At 73.4% G+C, this 17,103-nt stretch carries 14 protein-coding genes; 5 read left to right on the top strand and 9 right to left on the bottom strand.

Annotation, left to right across the window (positions count from 1 at the left end; genetic code table 11):
• The first annotated feature begins 37 nt into the window (after positions 1-37).
• From ABZ234_RS04385 to ABZ234_RS04365, 5 genes are all read left to right on the top strand, one after another.
• Positions 38-2,401, top strand: a complete 2,364-nt coding sequence (locus tag ABZ234_RS04385; RefSeq protein ID WP_355011019.1) for a protein kinase — start codon at positions 38-40, stop codon at positions 2,399-2,401.
• A gap of 491 nt (positions 2,402-2,892) precedes the next feature.
• Positions 2,893-3,465: a hypothetical protein gene (locus tag ABZ234_RS04380; protein ID WP_352983149.1), complete on the top strand. Its 573-nt coding sequence runs from the start codon at positions 2,893-2,895 to the stop codon at positions 3,463-3,465.
• 42 nt (positions 3,466-3,507) lie between these two features.
• On the top strand, positions 3,508-3,930 hold the full coding sequence (locus ABZ234_RS04375) for a hypothetical protein (protein ID WP_355011018.1): 423 nt from the start codon (positions 3,508-3,510) through the stop codon (positions 3,928-3,930).
• Between the two features lie 15 nt (positions 3,931-3,945).
• The gene (locus ABZ234_RS04370) at positions 3,946-4,791 is read left to right on the top strand and encodes a hypothetical protein (RefSeq protein ID WP_355011017.1); all 846 of its coding nucleotides are present in this window, start codon (positions 3,946-3,948) and stop codon (positions 4,789-4,791) included.
• A gap of 9 nt (positions 4,792-4,800) precedes the next feature.
• Complete coding sequence (locus ABZ234_RS04365) at positions 4,801-5,223, top strand: hypothetical protein (protein ID WP_355011016.1); 423 nt, start codon at positions 4,801-4,803, stop codon at positions 5,221-5,223.
• A 137-nt stretch (positions 5,224-5,360) separates the two neighbouring features.
• Here the strand turns inward: ABZ234_RS04365 and ABZ234_RS04360 are convergent, their stop codons facing one another.
• The 9 genes from ABZ234_RS04360 to ABZ234_RS04320 form a co-directional block, all read right to left on the bottom strand.
• The gene (locus ABZ234_RS04360; RefSeq protein WP_344184370.1) at positions 5,361-5,855 is read right to left on the bottom strand and encodes a DUF4913 domain-containing protein; all 495 of its coding nucleotides are present in this window, start codon (positions 5,853-5,855) and stop codon (positions 5,361-5,363) included.
• An 89-nt stretch (positions 5,856-5,944) separates the two neighbouring features.
• A complete protein-coding gene (locus ABZ234_RS04355) occupies positions 5,945-7,561 on the bottom strand; it encodes a hypothetical protein (protein ID WP_355011015.1) in 1,617 nt (538 codons plus the stop codon).
• A gap of 22 nt (positions 7,562-7,583) precedes the next feature.
• Positions 7,584-8,954: a hypothetical protein gene (locus tag ABZ234_RS04350; protein ID WP_355011014.1), complete on the bottom strand. Its 1,371-nt coding sequence runs from the start codon at positions 8,952-8,954 to the stop codon at positions 7,584-7,586.
• Between the two features lie 68 nt (positions 8,955-9,022).
• On the bottom strand, positions 9,023-9,676 hold the full coding sequence (locus tag ABZ234_RS04345; RefSeq protein WP_355011013.1) for a hypothetical protein: 654 nt from the start codon (positions 9,674-9,676) through the stop codon (positions 9,023-9,025).
• Between the two features lie 56 nt (positions 9,677-9,732).
• Positions 9,733-11,547, bottom strand: coding sequence for a TraM recognition domain-containing protein (locus ABZ234_RS04340; protein ID WP_344184374.1), 1,815 nt, complete (start codon positions 11,545-11,547; stop codon positions 9,733-9,735).
• An 8-nt stretch (positions 11,548-11,555) separates the two neighbouring features.
• Positions 11,556-13,109, bottom strand: coding sequence for a hypothetical protein (locus tag ABZ234_RS04335; RefSeq protein WP_344184375.1), 1,554 nt, complete (start codon positions 13,107-13,109; stop codon positions 11,556-11,558).
• A 12-nt stretch (positions 13,110-13,121) separates the two neighbouring features.
• On the bottom strand, positions 13,122-14,591 hold the full coding sequence (locus tag ABZ234_RS04330; RefSeq protein WP_355011012.1) for an SCO6880 family protein: 1,470 nt from the start codon (positions 14,589-14,591) through the stop codon (positions 13,122-13,124).
• A complete protein-coding gene (locus ABZ234_RS04325) occupies positions 14,592-16,175 on the bottom strand; it encodes a hypothetical protein (protein WP_355011011.1) in 1,584 nt (527 codons plus the stop codon).
• Positions 16,176-16,230: 55 nt separating this feature from the next.
• Entirely contained in the window at positions 16,231-17,070 is an 840-nt protein-coding gene (locus tag ABZ234_RS04320; protein WP_355011010.1) for a hypothetical protein, read from the bottom strand.
• Between the last annotated feature and the right edge of the window lie 33 nt (positions 17,071-17,103).

The following is a 17,103-nucleotide window of genomic DNA, read 5'->3' as shown; positions in this document are numbered from 1 at the left end:
GAGACCGGAGGGCACGGGCTCCACCAGGAGGGACGCCATGAGAAGGACCAGCCGCCGCGAACCGCCGCCGCCGTTCCCGGGCATGCGCGACCTGACGACGCTGTACTGCGGCAGGAGCGCACTCCTCTACCGCGCCGAACGCGAGTCCGACCGCGCCCCGGTCGTGGTCAAGCTGCTGGGGCGGGGTCCCGGCACGGCCGGGCCCGACGAGGCCGGTCTCTGGGACCGGCTCACCCCCGTGCCCGGTGTCCAGCCGCTCCTGTCCTCGGGGGTCACCGGCGCGGGCCGCGCGTTCGCCGTGACGGAGTACCGCGGTGAGGGCGACTACTCCCGCGCCCTGGCCGAGGACGGGCCGCTCGCGGTGGACGAGGTCCTCACCGTCGGCCGGACCGTGGCGCGGGCTCTGGAGGGCATGCACGAGCTCGGCCTGCTCCACCACGCGGTGACCCCGGCCAACATCCTCCGCGGGGCGTCCGGGCCGACCCTGACGGACTTCGGCTCGACCCTGCCCCTGGACCACCCGTTCCCGCCCGTGTACTACACGCGGGCGACCCTGGACCACGCCCCTCCCGAGGAGGTCGCCGGTTCCCGCCCCACCCCCGCGTCGGACGTGTACCGGCTGGCCTCGACCCTCTGGACCCTCCTGGCCGGGCACGCCCCGTTCGCCGGTCCGGGGCAGGAGGAGGCCGGCCCGCGGGAGTACCGCTCCCGGCTGCTGTCGGGCACGCCGCCTGAGATGGACCGCGGGGACGTCCCGGACCGGCTGCGCGCCGTCCTCCTCCGGGCGCTGGCCACCGAACCCGGGCGGCGGACGCCGACCGCCGCGGAGTTCGGCCGGGCCCTGGAGCCGGGGCCGGCCGCACAGGACGTTCCTGACACGGACCTGGACCGGACCGCCGCCGCTGCGGGGTCCGCGGACGACGGGCCCGAGGCGTCGGCGGCCGAGTCCGAGGCAACGGTCGCGCCCGTGCCCCTCGCGGCGGCAGCTCTTCCCGCGGAGGCGGGCACCGGGACGAGCGCGGACCCGGCCTCGGACGACCCCGGGGCGGAAGAGGCCGAACCGGAGACCGCGACCGGGACGACCGAACCGGAGTCCGGTGCGGAAGGGACGGCGAACGGGTCGGAGGTCTTCACCGAGGAGACCGTCGAACCCGACGAGGACACCGGCCACGGCCCGGACGACGACGGGTACACCGACGGCGCCTGGTACGACGACGATGACGAGGACGGCGCCTGGTACGAGGTCGACGACGTCCTGGGCGAACACGGGGACGGCGAGGCCCCGGACGACGCCGGGGAACCGTCGTCGGCGGACAGCGGACCCGAGGCGGGCGCGCCCCTCGCGGCGGACAGCCCCTCCGGGACGCACGGGGCGGCCCCGGACCCGGCGGCCGGACCGGCGGAGACCGGCGAGCCGGTTGCGGCGGCCGACCCGGGCGACGGGCTCCCGGACGGTCCCGAGGTGCACGAGGCGGCCCCGACCGGCCCCCCGGCGCCGGTCGCGTCCTCCACGACCGGGTCCCCGCCCCGCACCTCCTCTCCACCGGTTCCCGACCGCGACGAGCCGTCCTCGGACGCGGGGACCGGGGGTCCGGCATCCGTCCCCCTCGACTCGTCCCCCCTTTCCGCTCCCACCCCGGTCCTCGGCCCCGGACGCGTCGGGGAGGCCGCCGGGGGCCCGCTCCCGGGCAGCCGTCCGCCGTCGGCGGAGAGGACCGCCCCCGCTCCCTCCCCCTTCTCCTTCGAGGCCATCACACGCGGGGCGGAGCCGCTGACCAACCGGTCCGCACCGCCGGCCCACGCGTGGAGCGCCCCGGGCGCGCCCCGGACCGCCGACGCCGGCTCCTCCTGGACCGACGAGCGGCACGCGCCCGCGAACGCCACGGCGTGGGCCCCGGCCCCTCAGCCGGAGCGCCACCGCACGGCGGTGCTCCTCCCCGTCCTGATCGGCCTCGTCCTGGTCACGGTCGTGGCCGTCGGCGCGCTCCTGATCACCGGCCGGGACTCCGGCGCCCCCTCCGCGGAGGCGCCTGCTCCGGCCGGGGGCGGAGGGGCCGCTCCGGAGGTTCCCGGGGGCGCCGCGGGAGGGGGCGGGCCCGCGGAGGAGGCGGACCCGTCGGCCATCGCCCCGACGGGGGTGGAGGTCGCCGACGACCTCGTGGGCGTCTCGCTGTCCTGGACGGACAACACCGGCGGCTCCGCCCCGCACTTCGTGGTCGGCGGTCCTGTCGGGGCCCGCACCACGTCGATGGCGAACGTCCCGGCCGGGGCCTCCACCGTCGATGTCAGCGGCCTCAACCCCGAGGTCGAGTACTGCTTCCGGGTCGTCGCCGTCCGGTCCACGGACGTCATGGCTCCCTCGGAGGAGGTCTGCACCGACCGGGGCGCGGCGGGCGGCTGACCCCTCCCCCGGTTCTGCCGACGGAGGCGGTCCGCTCCGTGGGGACCGGGCCACCACTCAGGCCCCGGCCCGGCCGCGCGCCGCCGGGACCGCCGGACGCGGCGGCGGACGGACCGGGACGGCCGGACACGGGGCGTCGACACCATTGTCCATAGGTGAGACGAAAACTTATCCGTTCATATTCAACGGAGTCGCCGCTCCCCTTCCTCGCCTGTCGGCCGCAGAAACAGAAGCATTCCGCTCCTGCTTCCGGCGCGAAATCCCGGCGCCCGTGGCACGGAACGGCGAGTCGGCGGGGACCGCTCTCCCCCGCCGACGTTCCGCACACGGGACGGCACCTACCGCACCCGCCGCCGACCTCCCGGCCCCGGAATTTCTGAATTCAACTAACTGTGATGCAAGTCACACAACGAGCCCACCTGGGAAACCCTACGCTTGGACCCCGTGAGCCACAGAAGCCCAGACCAAGGATAAAGAGCGGAGATCCTTTCGTGCCCACCGGATCTTTCATGAGCCTCCTCCCGATTCCTCTGCAACTCATGCTCTGGTCCTACACGATCATCGCGGGGATGGGCCTCATGCTCAGCTATTCCATTCGAGCACGCCTGAACATCAACAACACGAAGAGCGAACGACTGCTCCAGAGCGGACCTCTTCCGGGCGAGGAGAATCAGAACTTCCCGTCGACGAAGGAGAAGATCGGCGATCTGAACATCGCGTCCAGGGAGGAACTGAACGCGCTCGACATCCGGATCGCCGACCTCCGTGACAGCCTGCGTCCGACCCAGGAGGAGACCCGCCAGATGGGGGTCCACGGCGACAGGGCCAAGAGCCTCGCCACCTTTCTCGACGGGACCTCGAAAAGGTATGACGGACTGCTCAAGGACTCGCGCCTGGCCCTGAAGGCCCTGGGGGTGGACGGCGACAAGGAGTCCACGAGCACCCCGGAAGGCGCCGCGACACCGTCGGCCGGACAGGCGAGGGCCCGTCCGTCCGGTTTGGTCGTCGTGCGCAGCGAACGGAGAAACCGCCCCCCGAACAGGAGCACCGGCCCCTCCCTCTAGGAATGTCGTGACCACCGCAATTCCGAAGAAAAGGTTCTTACCATGATCGATGAGCGGGTGCTGGCCGTCGCCGGCGTCGCGGTTCTCATCCTGATCGCCCAAGGCCTGATCCACCTCTTCCTGACCGCGGCCGGGGTGTACCTGTCCGACCGCACCCCGTCGGAGCCGGATTCATCCGACGACCGGAGGACTCTGCTGGAGTACCGGTCCCTCCTCCGCGAGAGGTTCCACCGCCTCTTCGCCGGGGACGGCGAACCCCCCGGTGACGGGCCCGTTCCCGGGAGCGCGCCAGGAGACCGGCCGACCGCGCCGGGGGAACAGGACGCACGGCTCACGGAGGCCAGGGCCCGGGCCGCGCTCGTCAGGGACCGTCCGGCCCCCTCGCGGCCCGGCTTCCAGGCCGGCGTGCTGACACGGCCCGCCCTGGTGCTCCTTATCGCCCTGTCCGCCGTATTCAACTGGTAGCAGCGAGGAACACGCATGGTACCCATTCTGGTCGCCTCCATCCTCACGGCCGCTTTCAGCGGACTCATGTGGGGAATCTCGACACAGATCAGAGACGCCATCAAGAGTGCGAGGGTCAAACAGAGGGGCAACCACCTCAAGGCCAAGATGAGCGCGTCGGACAAGACGAAGAAGCTGGCAGAAATCGATGACCTGCAGCGGGAACCCGAGATCCAGCGCGATAAACGGGTCGAAATCCTCGACAACCAGGCCATCAATGTCAACAGCGCCAACCTCCATGCGAACGAGGCGTCACGCAAGCGGGACGAATTCCTTCCCCTGGCCGAACTCATGGAGAAAGCGGGGGCCCTCACCATCGGTTTCGTCCTCACCGACAAGGGGACCGCGGCCGACGCGGACCGCGGGCTGATCGCCACAGCCATCGGCGAGCGCGCCGCGCTGGCCGCCGCGGGGGAGGACACCACCGAGGCCACCCGGGAACTGCGGAAGAAAGCCGCCTCAGGGCTCGTGGTGGAACAGTACGAGGTGAAACCGGACAACCCCCTCTCCGGCGTGGAACTGGCCACGCTCGAAAGGCTCGTCAAGGAGGGGAACCACCTCAACTCCTTCGTCGAGGACGCCCTGCGGGAAGGCCTGGAGATCCGCCCCGGCAAGGTCGCCAAGGCCAGGACGGAGCACGGTTTCGCGAACCCCGACAGCACGAGCGCCCTGCCTCCCCTCTTCCTGGCCGAGCTCGGTCCCGGGCGGGGCATCTCCACCGCGCTCCAGAACAGGTCGGGCCAGGCTCCCGCGCCCCGTACCGCGCCCGCGTCCGGCAACCGCCCGCAGCCCCCCTCGCCCGGCCGGGCCACGGGTTCCTAGACAGGTTGGGTGACAACGATGGTTCTCGTTCTCTGCTTCTTCGCCGGGGCGTTCGTCTTCTCGACGTCCCTGCGCAGGGTCATGGAGCACCAGCTCGACGCACCGCGCATGAACACCGCTCTCGCCGCGGAGCACGAGCGGGCCCGTACGGAACTGGCCGGGCTGGAACGCGTGGACGCCCTGTTGGACGCGTGGGAGGAGCGGCGCCCGGGCCCGGGAGGGGAGTCGGCCGCCGAGGAGCGGAAGCGGATCGACGCGGCGTTCTCCTCCGTCCGCGCCGAGGCCGAACGCGCGGCCGAGGCCGTCCGGGGGGAGCTTCCGCGCAAGGAGCGGTTGAGGTCCTTCGCGCGGGTGGCCGACATCGTCCTCGTCGTGGCCGGGGCGGCACTGATGGTGGTCAGCCCGGTCCTCGGGGTCTCCATGGCCCTCTGACGGAGTCGTACCCGGCGTGTGCGCACAGGCCGGCAGGCGTCCGGGGCCGCCCGGAGAGGGCGCCGACAGGACGGAGGGGACCCGCCGCAGGTGTGGACGGGTCCCCTTCCCGGTCCGTCACCGTGCTCGGGCGGCGGTCACCACTCGTCCTCGAACCAGCCCTCGGGGGACGGGTCGGCGGGGAGGGGACGCGGGTCCTGGTGGCGGCGCGAGGTGCACTCGCGGAACGGCCCGTTGTCCCCGAGGAGGATGCCCATCTGGAAGTCGAGGTGGTCCCGGTACCAGACCGCCATCCCGGTGCCCGCCTCCCATCGCAGCACCTCCCAGGCGTGCCACAGCGCCTGGAAGCGCGACACCGCCTCGGCGTGCCGCCACCACTCCTTGCACCAGCGGAACTGGCCGCCCTCGGGTCGGACGTAGACCGGGAGGAAGCGCAGCCGCACGAACTCCTCGACGTTCTTGAACACCGGTTCCGGCGCGGGCTCTCCGTCGTCCCCCTCGCCGCCGTCGACCCCGGCGACGGCCGAGGTGACGTCCGGGGCCTCGGCGGTGAGGCCCCCGCCGGCGGACGGGGTCTCCCGGGGCTCCTCCTCCAGGAGGTCCGCTGCGTGGTCGTGGGGTTCGGTGCTCATGGTCGGCGTCGTCCTTCTTCGCGTTCGTGGTCGTGTCGGGGCCCGTGGGGCCGTCCGGGGTCGCAGGGGCGGTCGGGCCGCTCCACGGGTCACCGCGCGCGGGAGGTCCGGGTGTGCGCGGTGGTGGTGGAGCGGCGCCTGCGCTGCCCCTCGTGCACGGCGGTCAGTCTCCCGACCGCGCGTTCCCGCTGGGCGCGTTGCGCGGGGAGCCCGCGCGGCGAGTCGCCGGCGGCGGCACGGGCCGCCTCGCCCCGCCTGTAGAGCGCGGCCTGCGCGCGGGTCCGGGCGAGCTCGGTCCGCTTCTCCCGGCGCTCACCCTGCTCGGCCGCACGGGCCTCGGAGCCGCGTGCCCCGGGACCGCGGCCCGGCGCGATCCCCTCCCCGTCCCGCGCCCCGAGGCCGCGTACCCCGTCCGGACGGAGGACGGCGCCCCCGTTCTCGTCCCGCGCCCGGCCCAGCTGAGCACTGGTCACGGGGAGCCGGGAGTCCCCCAGGACCAGGGCCGGGCCCAGGGCCCTGGTGGCGTCGTGCGCGCGCAGGTCCGCCTTGACCGCGTTGCCCGCGGCGACGGAACCGGCCCGGTCCGGCAGGCTGTTCACCGGGTAGCCGCGGGCCCGGTCGAGCGTGTCGAGCAGGGCGTCCCCCTGCGGGAAGGCGTCCGCCGCGCCCCCGGACACGCGTGCCCGCGCCTTCTCCAGGTTCCTGTCGTGGTCCTCGCCGAACCCGGGGAGGCTCTTGTTGGCGGCCGCGCCGGCGCGCACGTCGGCCAGGACGGTGACCGGGACCCTGCCGTCGAGGACGGCCGCGGACAGCGACTCGGCGTCGTCGCGGAGCTTGTTCAGGTCGGCCCGGCTGTCCTTGAACCAGGGGACCGCCTTGGCCCAGTACTCCTCCATGGTCTCCAGCGGACGCCCGTCGGCCTGCGGCGAGGCGCCCGCCATGACGGAGTTGGCGTCGATCCGGGAGGACGCGGCGCTGCCCGTGTGGTTCGGGTCCCGCAGCATGTGCCGTTCCACGGACTCCGCGAGCTGCGGGTGCTTCCCGGCCAGCTCGGCGAAGAACCTCTCCTGCGCCTCCCGCGCCCCGGGCTCGTTGGAGTTCGCCGCGCTCAGCCAGTGCAGCGCGAGCTCACGGGGGTTCATCCTGCCCGTGTCCAGGGTCTCGTCGAGCCCGCGCCGCCACAGGTGCTCCGGAGGCGTGTCCGGGTCCGGCCCCTGGCCCCGCATGCCGGCCCGCAGGGCCTGCTCGATCCGCCCGGTGCGGTAGTCGGCTCGCAGCACCGCGTCCACGTCCTGGAGCACCGTGTTCCGCTGGACCTCGCGGACCCGCTGGACGTCGGCGCCCAGGACGTCGGCGACCAGGCGCGCGTCGGCCCGGCGGATGAGGCCGAGACCGCCCATCGCGACCCCGGGCGAGTACCCGACGTGCTCCTCCGCGAAGAACTGCTCCCCCCTGCTCTGCCTGCTCCGCTTCCTCAGGAAGTGGTACAGGGAGCCCCTGGCGAGGGCCCCCGAGTTGCTGATCCCGCCGGGGCCGACGGAGGAGCCGATCGCGGCGAGGAACAGGGCCTCGCGGATGTCCGCGTCACCGCCGCCTCCGGACCCCGCGCCCGAGGACGCGAGGAGTTCGGCGAGCCGCGCGCGGTTGCGGCGCAGCTCGTCGGCCTTCTTCCCGCTGATCTGGCCCTTCGGCCGCTTCGGGCTCATACGGTCCTCCTGTCGGGTCCGGTCACGGGGTCGCCCTGCCGTTCCGCCCGGTCCTGAGCCCTCTCCGGACGTGGCGGGGCGCGGCGGCGGGGCGGGCCTGCCCGGCGCTCGCGCTCCGGAGAGCACGGGTCCTCAGAGCGGCCCTGGCGTTCCGTCCACCGGCGGGAGACGCGGCGGAGGAGGGGGCGGGAGGCGCCGACGCGTTGCGGGCGCTGTTCGCGGAGGCGTTCGGCAGGTTCCGGCTCGCGGGGTCGGCCGCGGCCATGCGCTCGTTGAACCGGCGCCGCTGGACGGTCGCCTTGGCCCCGTTCCAGCGGAGGAGCTGCTTGGCGTCGTCCTTCGGGGTCCCCCTCCTGGCGTGGCCCTTGAGATCGTTCACACGTTCGTCGACCTGCCCGACGTAGGTGTCGTGGGCGGCCTGCGCCGCGTCGACGGCGCGGCGTCCCCGGTCCTCGGCCCTGCTCACCAGCCCGTCACGCCTCTGCTCGGCCGTCCGCACCAGGGCGTCGCCCTGCCGCCGGGCGTCCGCCACCCGTGCCGCTCCGGCCGCGTCCGTCCTGCGGACGTCCGCGTCGCCGGCCCTCACCGCAGCGGCGATCACCCGGTTGCCCTGTGCCGCGGCCCTGGCCGTCCGGCTCGTGCGCCGGTCCTCCGCCGCCCGGACGAGCGCGTCCCCCCGGCGCCCGGCGTCCCTCTCGGCGACGGCGCCCCTTCCGGACGCGGCGTCGACCAGCTCCCGCCGCCGCCCCTTCGCCCGCTCGACGTCGGCGTCCGCGGACGCCCTGACACGCGCAGTCACGCGGTCGACCCGTTGGCGGGCGCCGGTGATCCGCGCGTTCCTCCTGTCCCGGGCGGCCCCCAGCTCCGCCGCGGCCCGTGCCCCGGCCCGGTCGACCGTCCGGTCGCGTGCCTGCTCCGCGGCTTGCACCATGCCCTCGCCCCGGGCCCTCGCGTTCGCCACGTACGCCTCCGCCCGCCGCCGGGCGCCCTCCAGGGCCCGGCCCGCGCTGATCCTGGCGAGCACGGCCCTCGCCCTGCGCGCCGCGACCCGCGTGCGGATCGGGATGCGGCCCTTCCGGACGCGCCACCGGACGAAGGCCGCGGCGAGCCCCGCCACCGGGCGGAGCACCGCCATCGCGAGGCCCAGCACCGCCTGGAGGAGCGCCTGGAAGATCCGCACCAGGTAGTCCAGGACCCACGCGGCGAACCTCGTGACGGAGGAGAGCGCGGCCTGGGTCTCCGACGCCACGTCGCCGGCCCCGCTCGCGCTCTGGGGCGCGTCCGGCGGACCGGCCGACATGTTCCGCCGGTCGTGGGCGGTGTGCTGCCTGGCGGCGGGCTCGTTCCCCACCCGGGGAGGGGGCGGTTCAGCGGTGGCTGTCGGGGAGGCCATGGTCCCGCTCCTTGCCGGTCGGTGCTGCTGGGTCGCGGGTCACGGTGCGCGCGGCGGAGGGTGTGCGCTCAGGCACCCGTCCCCCTCCCGCGCCGTTCCGTCGGGCCCCGCCGTCGTGCCGCGGGCCGGACGGCGGTCCTGTCGGCGGCGGCCCGGGGCGCCCTCCCGGAGCGGTCGTGCAGCTCGGTCCGGGGAAGCGGCGCGGAGGCGTCCGCCGCGCGGGCTCCCGGGGCGGACGCGCCAGGGGGCACGAGGGGGTCCCCCTTCTCCCGGGCGGGGGCCGGGCGCACGAGCCCCTCCTTCTGGTCGAGGAGGGTGAGGAACCCCGTGAGCGCCCTCTCCCCCCGGTCCCTGTCCGTCCGGAGAGCGGAGTGGAGGTCGGCCGCGGCTCCCCGACGACCGGTCCTCCACCCGAGTTCGAGGTCGGTGATCCTGTTCCGGTTCCTGGAGAGGTCGAGCGAGAAGTAGGTGTGCGCCTTCTCGACCTCCGCGATCACCCGGCCGCTCAGGTCCCGGGCAGCCCCCGCGGCGGCCCCGCCGCTCGGCCCCACGGCCTTCTGGTACTCCACGGCGGCGGCGCAGACCTCGGCGCACCGCTGCTTCGCCTTCTCCCGGTGGGCGTCGATCTCGTCCAGCCGGTTCGCGATGTCCCGCTGGAGGGGGGTGAGGGAGTGCGGCAACAGCGTGTTCAGCACCCTGGTCCTGCGACTGGTCTGCGCCATGGTCCTTCTCCTCGTCCTCGCCGATCGGGTCGGGCGCGTCGGTCGCCGACGCCTTTTCACGCGCCCCGGGGTGCGTCGTACCTCGCACGGGCCCCGGCGGTGATCAGCTCCTCGGCGTCCTTGATCGCCGCGGTGACCAGCCTGGCCCTGTCGGTCCTGTACCAGGGCCGCATGCGCAGGATCGTGGGCCGGGCGGCCGTGGCGAAGAGCAGGCACTCGCCCTTGTCGATCTGGCGGATGTCGGACCCCTGCATGATCTCCTGCCTGCGGAGCTGCACGGAGTGGTTGCCCTTGCCCTCCCCGTAGCTGAACGACGTGGTGGAGACGTCGTGCTGGCCGATCAGCTTGGAGAGGGCGTCCACGATCTTGTGGTCGTCCAGCCCGGCGCCGAACACCTTCACCGTCGCCGCGGACCACATCGCCTCCATGCCGTTCTCGGTCCAGACGCGCACGCCCTGCCGGTAGCTCTGGAGGATGGTGACCGGGACGATGCCGCGGGACCCCAGGTGGGAGTACATGTCGGGGAGGTCCGCGATCTTGCAGATGTTCGCGGCCTCGTCCAGGACGGCCACCAGGGGCGGGTCGAGCCGCCCGCCCTGCGCCTCGGAGGCCTCCTCCCCCGCCAGGAAGATCGCGTCGGTCAGGGCCGCGATGAGCGGCGCGGAGGCGGCGCGTGACTTGCTGAGCAGGTGGAGGGTCTGCTTGCTGGTGACGAACGACCGCGGCTCGAACTCGGGGAGCGGCCGGTCCCCCGGTGGGGTCACCCACTCCATGATCCGGGGGTCGTCGAGGCAGCGCGCGGCCGTGCGGGCCGTGGTGTAGATGCCGTCACGGGTCTCCGCGACGATGTTCTGGGTCTCGCGCAGGGCCTCGGCGTAGGCGGTGAAGCCGTGCTCGAAGAGGACGTCCACCGGCTGCGGGAGCTTGGTGTCGTGCAGCCACTCCCCGACCGTGGACAGCGACCTGCCCGAGAGCGCGGCGGCGAGGATGAGCTGGGAGAGGAGCGCGCGGGCCGCGGGGCCCCACATGTCCTTCTTCGAGTCGTCGTCGATGGTGAGGACGAAGTGCCCGGCGAGGCGGTAGGCCTCCTCGACGCCGCGGACGTCGGTGAGGGGGTTCCACCAGAACTCCTGGCCCTGGTGGGTGACCTGCTGGGGGTCGAACAGCCACACGCGCTCGCCGGTCGTGTGCTCGCGGATCCGCGCGGTGGCCGACCACACGTCGGCCTTGTTGCTCGTGGCCAGCGCCGGCCCGGGCGCGTCCAGGACGTAGGGGATGGCCATCGCGGTGGTCTTGCCCGCGCGGGGGGCCATGAAGGCCAGGACGGTGTCCTCCCACGACGCGAAGAGCCGGGCGCCCGTCCGGTTCCCGTCGCCGCGCATGTCGCCGATGGTGAGGCCCACGTCCGCGTCCTTGAGCCCCCTGCCCCTGCGTCCGGCCAGCGATGTCCTGCGCAGCCGCACCGCCTTGTCGGCGGCCTCGGGCCGGGCCAGCTCCGCGACCGTCTCGTTGTCCTTGTTGAGTGCGCCGATCGCGTCCGGCTGCCCGTACAGGGCGTTCCGGACCCGGTGGAGGACCCACCAGAGGAGCGCCGCCGACAGTGCGGCGAAGACGCCGAACAGCAGGACGACGGGGAGGGTGGGCGTCCCCGGCCAGACCGTGCCGGTGTCCCAGACGACCAGGGAGACGACCCACGCCATGCCGAACCCGCCGACGGTCCCGCCGGTCAGGGAGGCGACGATCCGCGCCGCCAGCCAGAAGAGGAAGAAGAGCCCCACCGTGCCCCAGAGGGCGATCAGCACCAGCAGGGGCGGCGCCCCCGCGGCGGCGGCCCCGCCCTTCACCTGGTACTTCGGGCGTTCACGTGACATGGTCGTCCTCACTCCCTCCGGATGGCCTGGTCCGTGTCGTACAGGGTGAGTTCGTCACGGGTGAGCGTCATCTGCACCGGGATGCCGAGCCGCTCGGCGCCGGTCTTGATCAGGTACTTGCCGCGTCCGGGGTGGCGTGCGCCCGGCTGCCAGGAGTCCGGTGAGGACCAGGACGCCACCAGCCCCTGCTCGGGGCCGGTCATCGGGGTGATCCGGTTGACGGAGGCCAGCTCGCGCGGCGGCAGTCCGGCGAGGACGGTGATCGCGGAGCGGTCCACGAAGCCCCGGGCCTTGGCCCGGTCCTCCTCGGTGGCCAGCGCCTCCAGGTCGCCGAGGGAGTGCGTCACCATGACGGACGCCATGCCCTTGGAGCGGTTGAGCCGGGTGAGGGAGTCGGCGAACTCCACCAGGCCGGGGGCCCCGCGCAGGGCCCGCCACAGCTCGTCCATCACGCCGATGTAGGACCGGCGCCGGATGAGGCCGTGTTCGGCGAGCACGGCCGCGGCGTCGACCATCCCGAAGCCGTAGCTCCACGTGCACAGCATCGCCGCGGTCAGCAGCTTGTCGCCGGCGGCCCCCACGCGGGAGATGTCGACGCTGATCCCCGGCGCCTCCATGTCGAGCGGGCTCGTGGTCTCGCCGTCGAAGACCCCGGCCAGGGAGCCTGTGCACAGCAGGCGCAGGGTGAAGACGAGGTCGTCGACGCGCTTGTCGTACTGGTCCCTGGTGTCGGCGCGGGCGAACGACCGCAGGGACTCGGGTCCCTCCTCGACGACCTGGAGGACGTCGATGACGTTGGGCTGGCGCGTCCCGGCCAGCCGCTCGTCCAGGAGGTCGACCGCGGCGCCGAGGACGACCTCCTCGGCGTTGGCGATCCTGTCCTCGCGGACCAGCGTGCACAGGGCCATCAGCAGGGAGATGCGGCGGGAGCGCACCTCCCAGCGCAGCTTCTCCCGCTCCACCTCGGTGAGCCGGCCCATGACCCCGCCCAGGGGTCCCGCGTCGAGCGGGTTGATCCGGTCCAGCCCGCGCCCGATCCGCACGACCTGCCCGCCGAGGTGGCCGATCAGGTCGGTGTAGTCGGGCTTGGTGTCGCCGAGGATGATGGCCTGCGACCCGAAGGCCACCGCCCCGGTGACGAGGCGCTTGACGAACGTGGACTTGCCCGTGCCCGGCTGTCCCAGCACGAAGCACCCGGGGTTGGTGATCAGCCCCGCGCGCAGCCAGGCCATCGGGTCGAGGCAGACGACCTCCCCCGACAGCAGGTCGCGTCCGATCGGGGTGCCGATCGAGGGCGGCTTGCTGCTGGTGACGAACGGGAACAGTCCGCACGCCTGGGCGGTGGTGGCCTGGTACTCGACCGCGTTGGGGATGTTCGGCGAGGCGCCGCCGCCCCGGTGCCGCCAGCCGAGCAGGGGGGCGATGACCTCCCTGTCCCTCTCCGCCGACCGGTCCGGCCGCTCCGCCCTCTCCTTCTGCTCCTGCCTCTGCTTGAGGCGTTTGCGCTCCGCCCGCTGCTGGCGGCGCTCCTCGCGCCGGCTCTGCCGGTCCACGATCGCCATCGGTGCCCCCTTCTAACCCATACCGCGTTGGACGAGGAACGGCGGGCACACGCCGAGGGGCAGGGTCGTGGCGAACGCGACGTCCTGGCTCCCCCAGGCCCTGCGCAGCCGGATCCGGGAGGTCTCGGCCGCCGACTCGGTGTGCGCGACGGCCTGTTTGAGCCTCTGCTCGTCGTCGACGGTGGCCGTCGTGTACAGGCTCACCTGCACCAGCCCGGCCCCGCGCGTCTCCTCCTGGGCCGCCTGCCTGGCGTAGGCGAGGTCCTGGCTGTCCCTCGCGCTCACCCGGTGGCGGACCCGCCAGGACAGCTCGCTCTTGTACTGGGCCGCCGAGTTCTGACTCTCCAGCGCACGCGCCGCCGCGGCCGCCGGCCAGGGCCGGAACAGCAGCGTGGTCCGCTTGGCCCAGCGGGTCGGGGAGAGGAGCTCGGCGAGCACCGTGCTCGTGACGTGGGTCCTCGGCGCCTCCTGCCAGATCCACGAGACGCTGGTGCCGCTGTCGTGGGTGTAGCGGTCGTGGTGCGCCTCGGCCTCGACGGGGGTCGCGTCCGTCCAGTCGAGCGTCCCGATGTCCTCGGGCGTCGAGTGGAGCAGGGTGCTGAGGTCGTTGAGGGCCGTCGGGTCGTAGGCGGTGCGCACCATGGCGACGAGCTGCTCGGGCGTCGCGCGCCCCAGCACGGACACCCCCGTGGTGGCGAGGCTCGACTCGATCTGGTTGAGGTAGCCGCTGATCTCCACGGCCGCCTGCATGCGGTCCTTGGGGGCCACCGGGAACTTGCGGGGGTCGTAGGTGATGCTGATCCGGGTCTCGACCTGGGCGCTCACCGTGGGGGCGCTCAGCACGAGGTCGCGCATGATCTTGCGGGCCGCCGCCGGGGACTTCGGGTCGATGTCCGCCTCGACGTTGGTGCGCAGCGCGCTCCCGGGGTCGGGGCGCGACTCGACGGTGACCGTGACCCACTGGACCCACGGCATGTAGCCGAGGGAGGCCAGCCACTGGTGCCAGCTCGCCACCCAGGTGTCGACGTCGGCCGGCTCGGCGAGCCACACGGAGTTGGACGAGACCAGGACCGTCGCGGTCATGTGTCCCAGCCGCCGGTTCCAGGCGAGGCCGAACCGCCCTCCCCTGCCGTCCTCGCAGGAGAGCAGGGTGACGGGGGCGAGGATGCCGGGCAGCTGGAAGGCCCGCGGGTGCTCCACCATGACGCCCGCGCGGTAGCGGGTGTGCCCGAGCACCTTGGCCCACCACCACCGCAGGCGGGTGAGCAGGAAGCTCAGCAGCGACTCCCCCTGGACCGGCACCGCGGCGAACACGAAGGCCACCGCCATGACGGGCAGGAGGTAGAGGGCGAGGCCGGGCGCGAACATGCCCGCCAGCATCAGGACGATCAGGCCTCCGAGGAGGACGAGCGTCGCGGTGAGGCCGAGCCCGAACAGCCCGATGCTGCGGCGGCGGCGCCACCCTCCGTACGTGCGGACCACTTAGACCATCCTTCCGTCGGCTCCGTCGGCGAACTGCGCCCCGGACGCGCCTTCCGGCGACACCGCTCCGGCGCCGCCCGGGTACCCGGCGCCCGGGGCGCCGCCCGACACGGCTCCGGTGTCGGCCGCCCCCGCGCCCGCGGGGGCGTCCCCGACCGCGCCGGGGTCGGAGCCGCCGTCACCGCCCGCGCCCGACGCCACCGTCTGGCTGTACCCCTGCTCCGAACCGCTGACGGTCGTGGAGCTGACCGACTCCGTCGCGCCCGCGGCGGCCACGGCGCCGCCGTCCTGCGCGCCGCCGCCCTCGGGGCCGCCCATGGCGCCGTCCACGCTCGCGGTCCCGTCCGCGCCGCCCGAGAGGCCGCCCGCGCCGCCCAGGGGGCCGCCCGCACCGGCGCCGAGCCCGCCCTGCGTGCCCAGGGTGCCGGTGTCGACGGCGCCCGTACCGGCCGCGCTCGCCGCCACCGCCGGGGACCCGCCCCCGGCGGGCTGTCCTGCGCCGCCCTCGTCGAGGTTGCGCGCCACTCCGGCGGCGCGCTCGTTGGCGCCGGCCGCGGCGGCGGCCTGGGCCCCGCCGTCGGCGGACGGGGCGTTGCCCGCGGAAGGGGAGCCGGACGCCGACGAGGGAGACGCGTCGGCGCCGCTGCCGCTCCCTCCTCCGCCCCCACTGCCCCCGCCGCCGATGGAGCTGATGCCGCCCGCCGCGAGGGCCATCATCCAGACGCTGCCCGAGCTCATGAGCTTCATCAGGACGGGGAGGGCGCCGGTGGCCATGAGCATGACCGCCGCCCCCAGGAGGTACCTGGACAGGCCGCCCTCGGCATCGGTGTCCGTGGTCGCGATGAGGACGAGGCCGGACAGGTAGACGAGCAGCAGGAGCGGCTTGTACAGGAGGCAGGCGAAGAGCCAGCCGATAACCTTCGGGAAGATCTTCAGCCCGGGGACCAGGGAGCTCGCCGCGGCCAGGGGCAGGAGGCAGGCGAGCAGGTAGACGATCGACTTGAGCATCGCCAGGACGATCATCTGCGCGATGAGCCCGAGGATCACCGCGAGGCTGACCAGGTAGGTGACGGCCTCGCGCGCGGAGTCCTCCGCGAAGCCGAGGTCGTTGTCGCCGACGCCCACCCGCATGATGCTCGGGTAGACCTCCTGCGCCGCGACGAGGAAGCTGACCTGCCGCGACCCGTTGCCGTTCTCGTAGGGCGCCGAATACGTCCCGGTGTCCAGGATCATCTGGGTGAGGCCGCTGCTGAAGCCCGCCAGGACGTAGACGAAGAAGAGTCCGGCGAACGTGGTGATGATGACGGTGAGCAGGCCCCGGACCAGGTCCATCATGGGGTCGAGCCGACGGGTCCAGAGCAGGCGGACGGCCGCGAGCAGGATGCCCAGCGTGGCCAGGAACAGGATCAGCGGGTTGAAGACGTTCTGGAGCTGCAGCACGCCCTGGTCGACGACGAGCTGGTTGCTGCCGTACTCCCGCTGGAGGGGCGCCCCGCTGCCGCTGCTGATGAGCAGACCGAACATCCGCTCGATGATGCCCTGAAGGCTTTCCGTGATCCAGCTCGCCGTTGCCTCGTTCTCCATTCAAACACCCCCCTTTTCCGTCGTCCGAACGAATTCCCTTGCACAGGGCACTGCGCTATCCGACGTTGCAGTAATCGTCCCCGACTTGTTCCTCGCGCTTGTTACCGTTCGCCCACTCGGGAAATTCGGTGCAGATGTAGTACTTGTGCATGGCGGGCTCACCGCGCCCCGCGGCGGCGTACTCGCGCGGAACGTCGTCGAAGTGGTCGACCGGGTTGTCCGGGCACGAATCGCTCTGGTCCCACAGGGACGAGGGCAGGTTGGGGCAGTGGTACTCGGCCCAGATCCAGTCGCCGCCGTTCAGGAGGTCCATGCCGTCCCGGTCCGGGGTGCAGGGGGAACGCGTGTAGGTGTTCCCGTCGTGGAACCCGGGGTCGAAGCAGTAGTCGTAGCAGTCCGCCTTGCCGTCGCGCGTGCAGCGCTCGTCGTCGGCGCCGGTCAGCGGAACGGTGTCGTGCAACCGGTCCCACCCGTCGTCGTCGGGGCAGAGGAACTCCTGGGAGCCGGGGTCCCGGAGGGCCCCGTCGCAACCGGCCGCCTCCCGCTCGGTCTCGCCCTGCTCGGCCGCGACCCCTTGGATGAGGGACCCGAGGTCGTCCTCGGTCTCGTGGTAGGAGCCCTGGAGCAGCGTCCCGGCGAGGGTTCCGGACGCGACCAGCAGAACGACCCCGAGGACCACCCAGGGGAGTTCTGCCATGCCGCGCGCGGCGATCCAGGGGTCGCCGGTGAAGTTGGCGTGGATCATGCGCCCGCCGATGATGATCAGCGCGAGGACGCCGATGACGGCCCCTGCCCAGGCGACATATCCCAGCACCTCGTTCCCCGACTGCTGGAACTGCGCCATCGCCACCGGGTTCCGCGCCGCGTCGGCGGCGAGGATCCGCTCGTACACCATTCCGCTCTCCCCCCGACCTCTCACGACCCGGTC

Source organism: Nocardiopsis sp. NPDC006198 (genome assembly GCF_040613895.1).
GTDB lineage: Bacteria > Actinomycetota > Actinomycetes > Streptosporangiales > Streptosporangiaceae > Nocardiopsis > Nocardiopsis tropica.
Note: the sequence above shows the minus strand (reverse complement) of the source record. Positions and strands in the feature narration are given on the sequence as shown.

What these genes read in the sequence shown, in the direction of transcription:
- ABZ234_RS04360 (WP_344184370.1), bottom strand. Translation starts at nt 5,855, where the DNA reads ATGAGCACCGAACCCCACGACCACGCAGCGGACCTCCTGGAGGAGGAG.
- ABZ234_RS04375 (WP_355011018.1), top strand. Translation starts at nt 3,508, where the DNA reads ATGATCGATGAGCGGGTGCTGGCCGTCGCCGGCGTCGCGGTTCTCATC.
- ABZ234_RS04385 (WP_355011019.1), top strand. Translation starts at nt 38, where the DNA reads ATGAGAAGGACCAGCCGCCGCGAACCGCCGCCGCCGTTCCCGGGCATG.
- ABZ234_RS04325 (WP_355011011.1), bottom strand. Translation starts at nt 16,175, where the DNA reads ATGGAGAACGAGGCAACGGCGAGCTGGATCACGGAAAGCCTTCAGGGC.
- ABZ234_RS04350 (WP_355011014.1), bottom strand. Translation starts at nt 8,954, where the DNA reads ATGGCCTCCCCGACAGCCACCGCTGAACCGCCCCCTCCCCGGGTGGGG.
- ABZ234_RS04355 (WP_355011015.1), bottom strand. Translation starts at nt 7,561, where the DNA reads ATGAGCCCGAAGCGGCCGAAGGGCCAGATCAGCGGGAAGAAGGCCGAC.
- ABZ234_RS04340 (WP_344184374.1), bottom strand. Translation starts at nt 11,547, where the DNA reads ATGTCACGTGAACGCCCGAAGTACCAGGTGAAGGGCGGGGCCGCCGCC.
- ABZ234_RS04345 (WP_355011013.1), bottom strand. Translation starts at nt 9,676, where the DNA reads ATGGCGCAGACCAGTCGCAGGACCAGGGTGCTGAACACGCTGTTGCCG.
- ABZ234_RS04335 (WP_344184375.1), bottom strand. Translation starts at nt 13,109, where the DNA reads ATGGCGATCGTGGACCGGCAGAGCCGGCGCGAGGAGCGCCGCCAGCAG.
- ABZ234_RS04370 (WP_355011017.1), top strand. Translation starts at nt 3,946, where the DNA reads ATGGTACCCATTCTGGTCGCCTCCATCCTCACGGCCGCTTTCAGCGGA.
- ABZ234_RS04320 (WP_355011010.1), bottom strand. Translation starts at nt 17,070, where the DNA reads ATGGTGTACGAGCGGATCCTCGCCGCCGACGCGGCGCGGAACCCGGTG.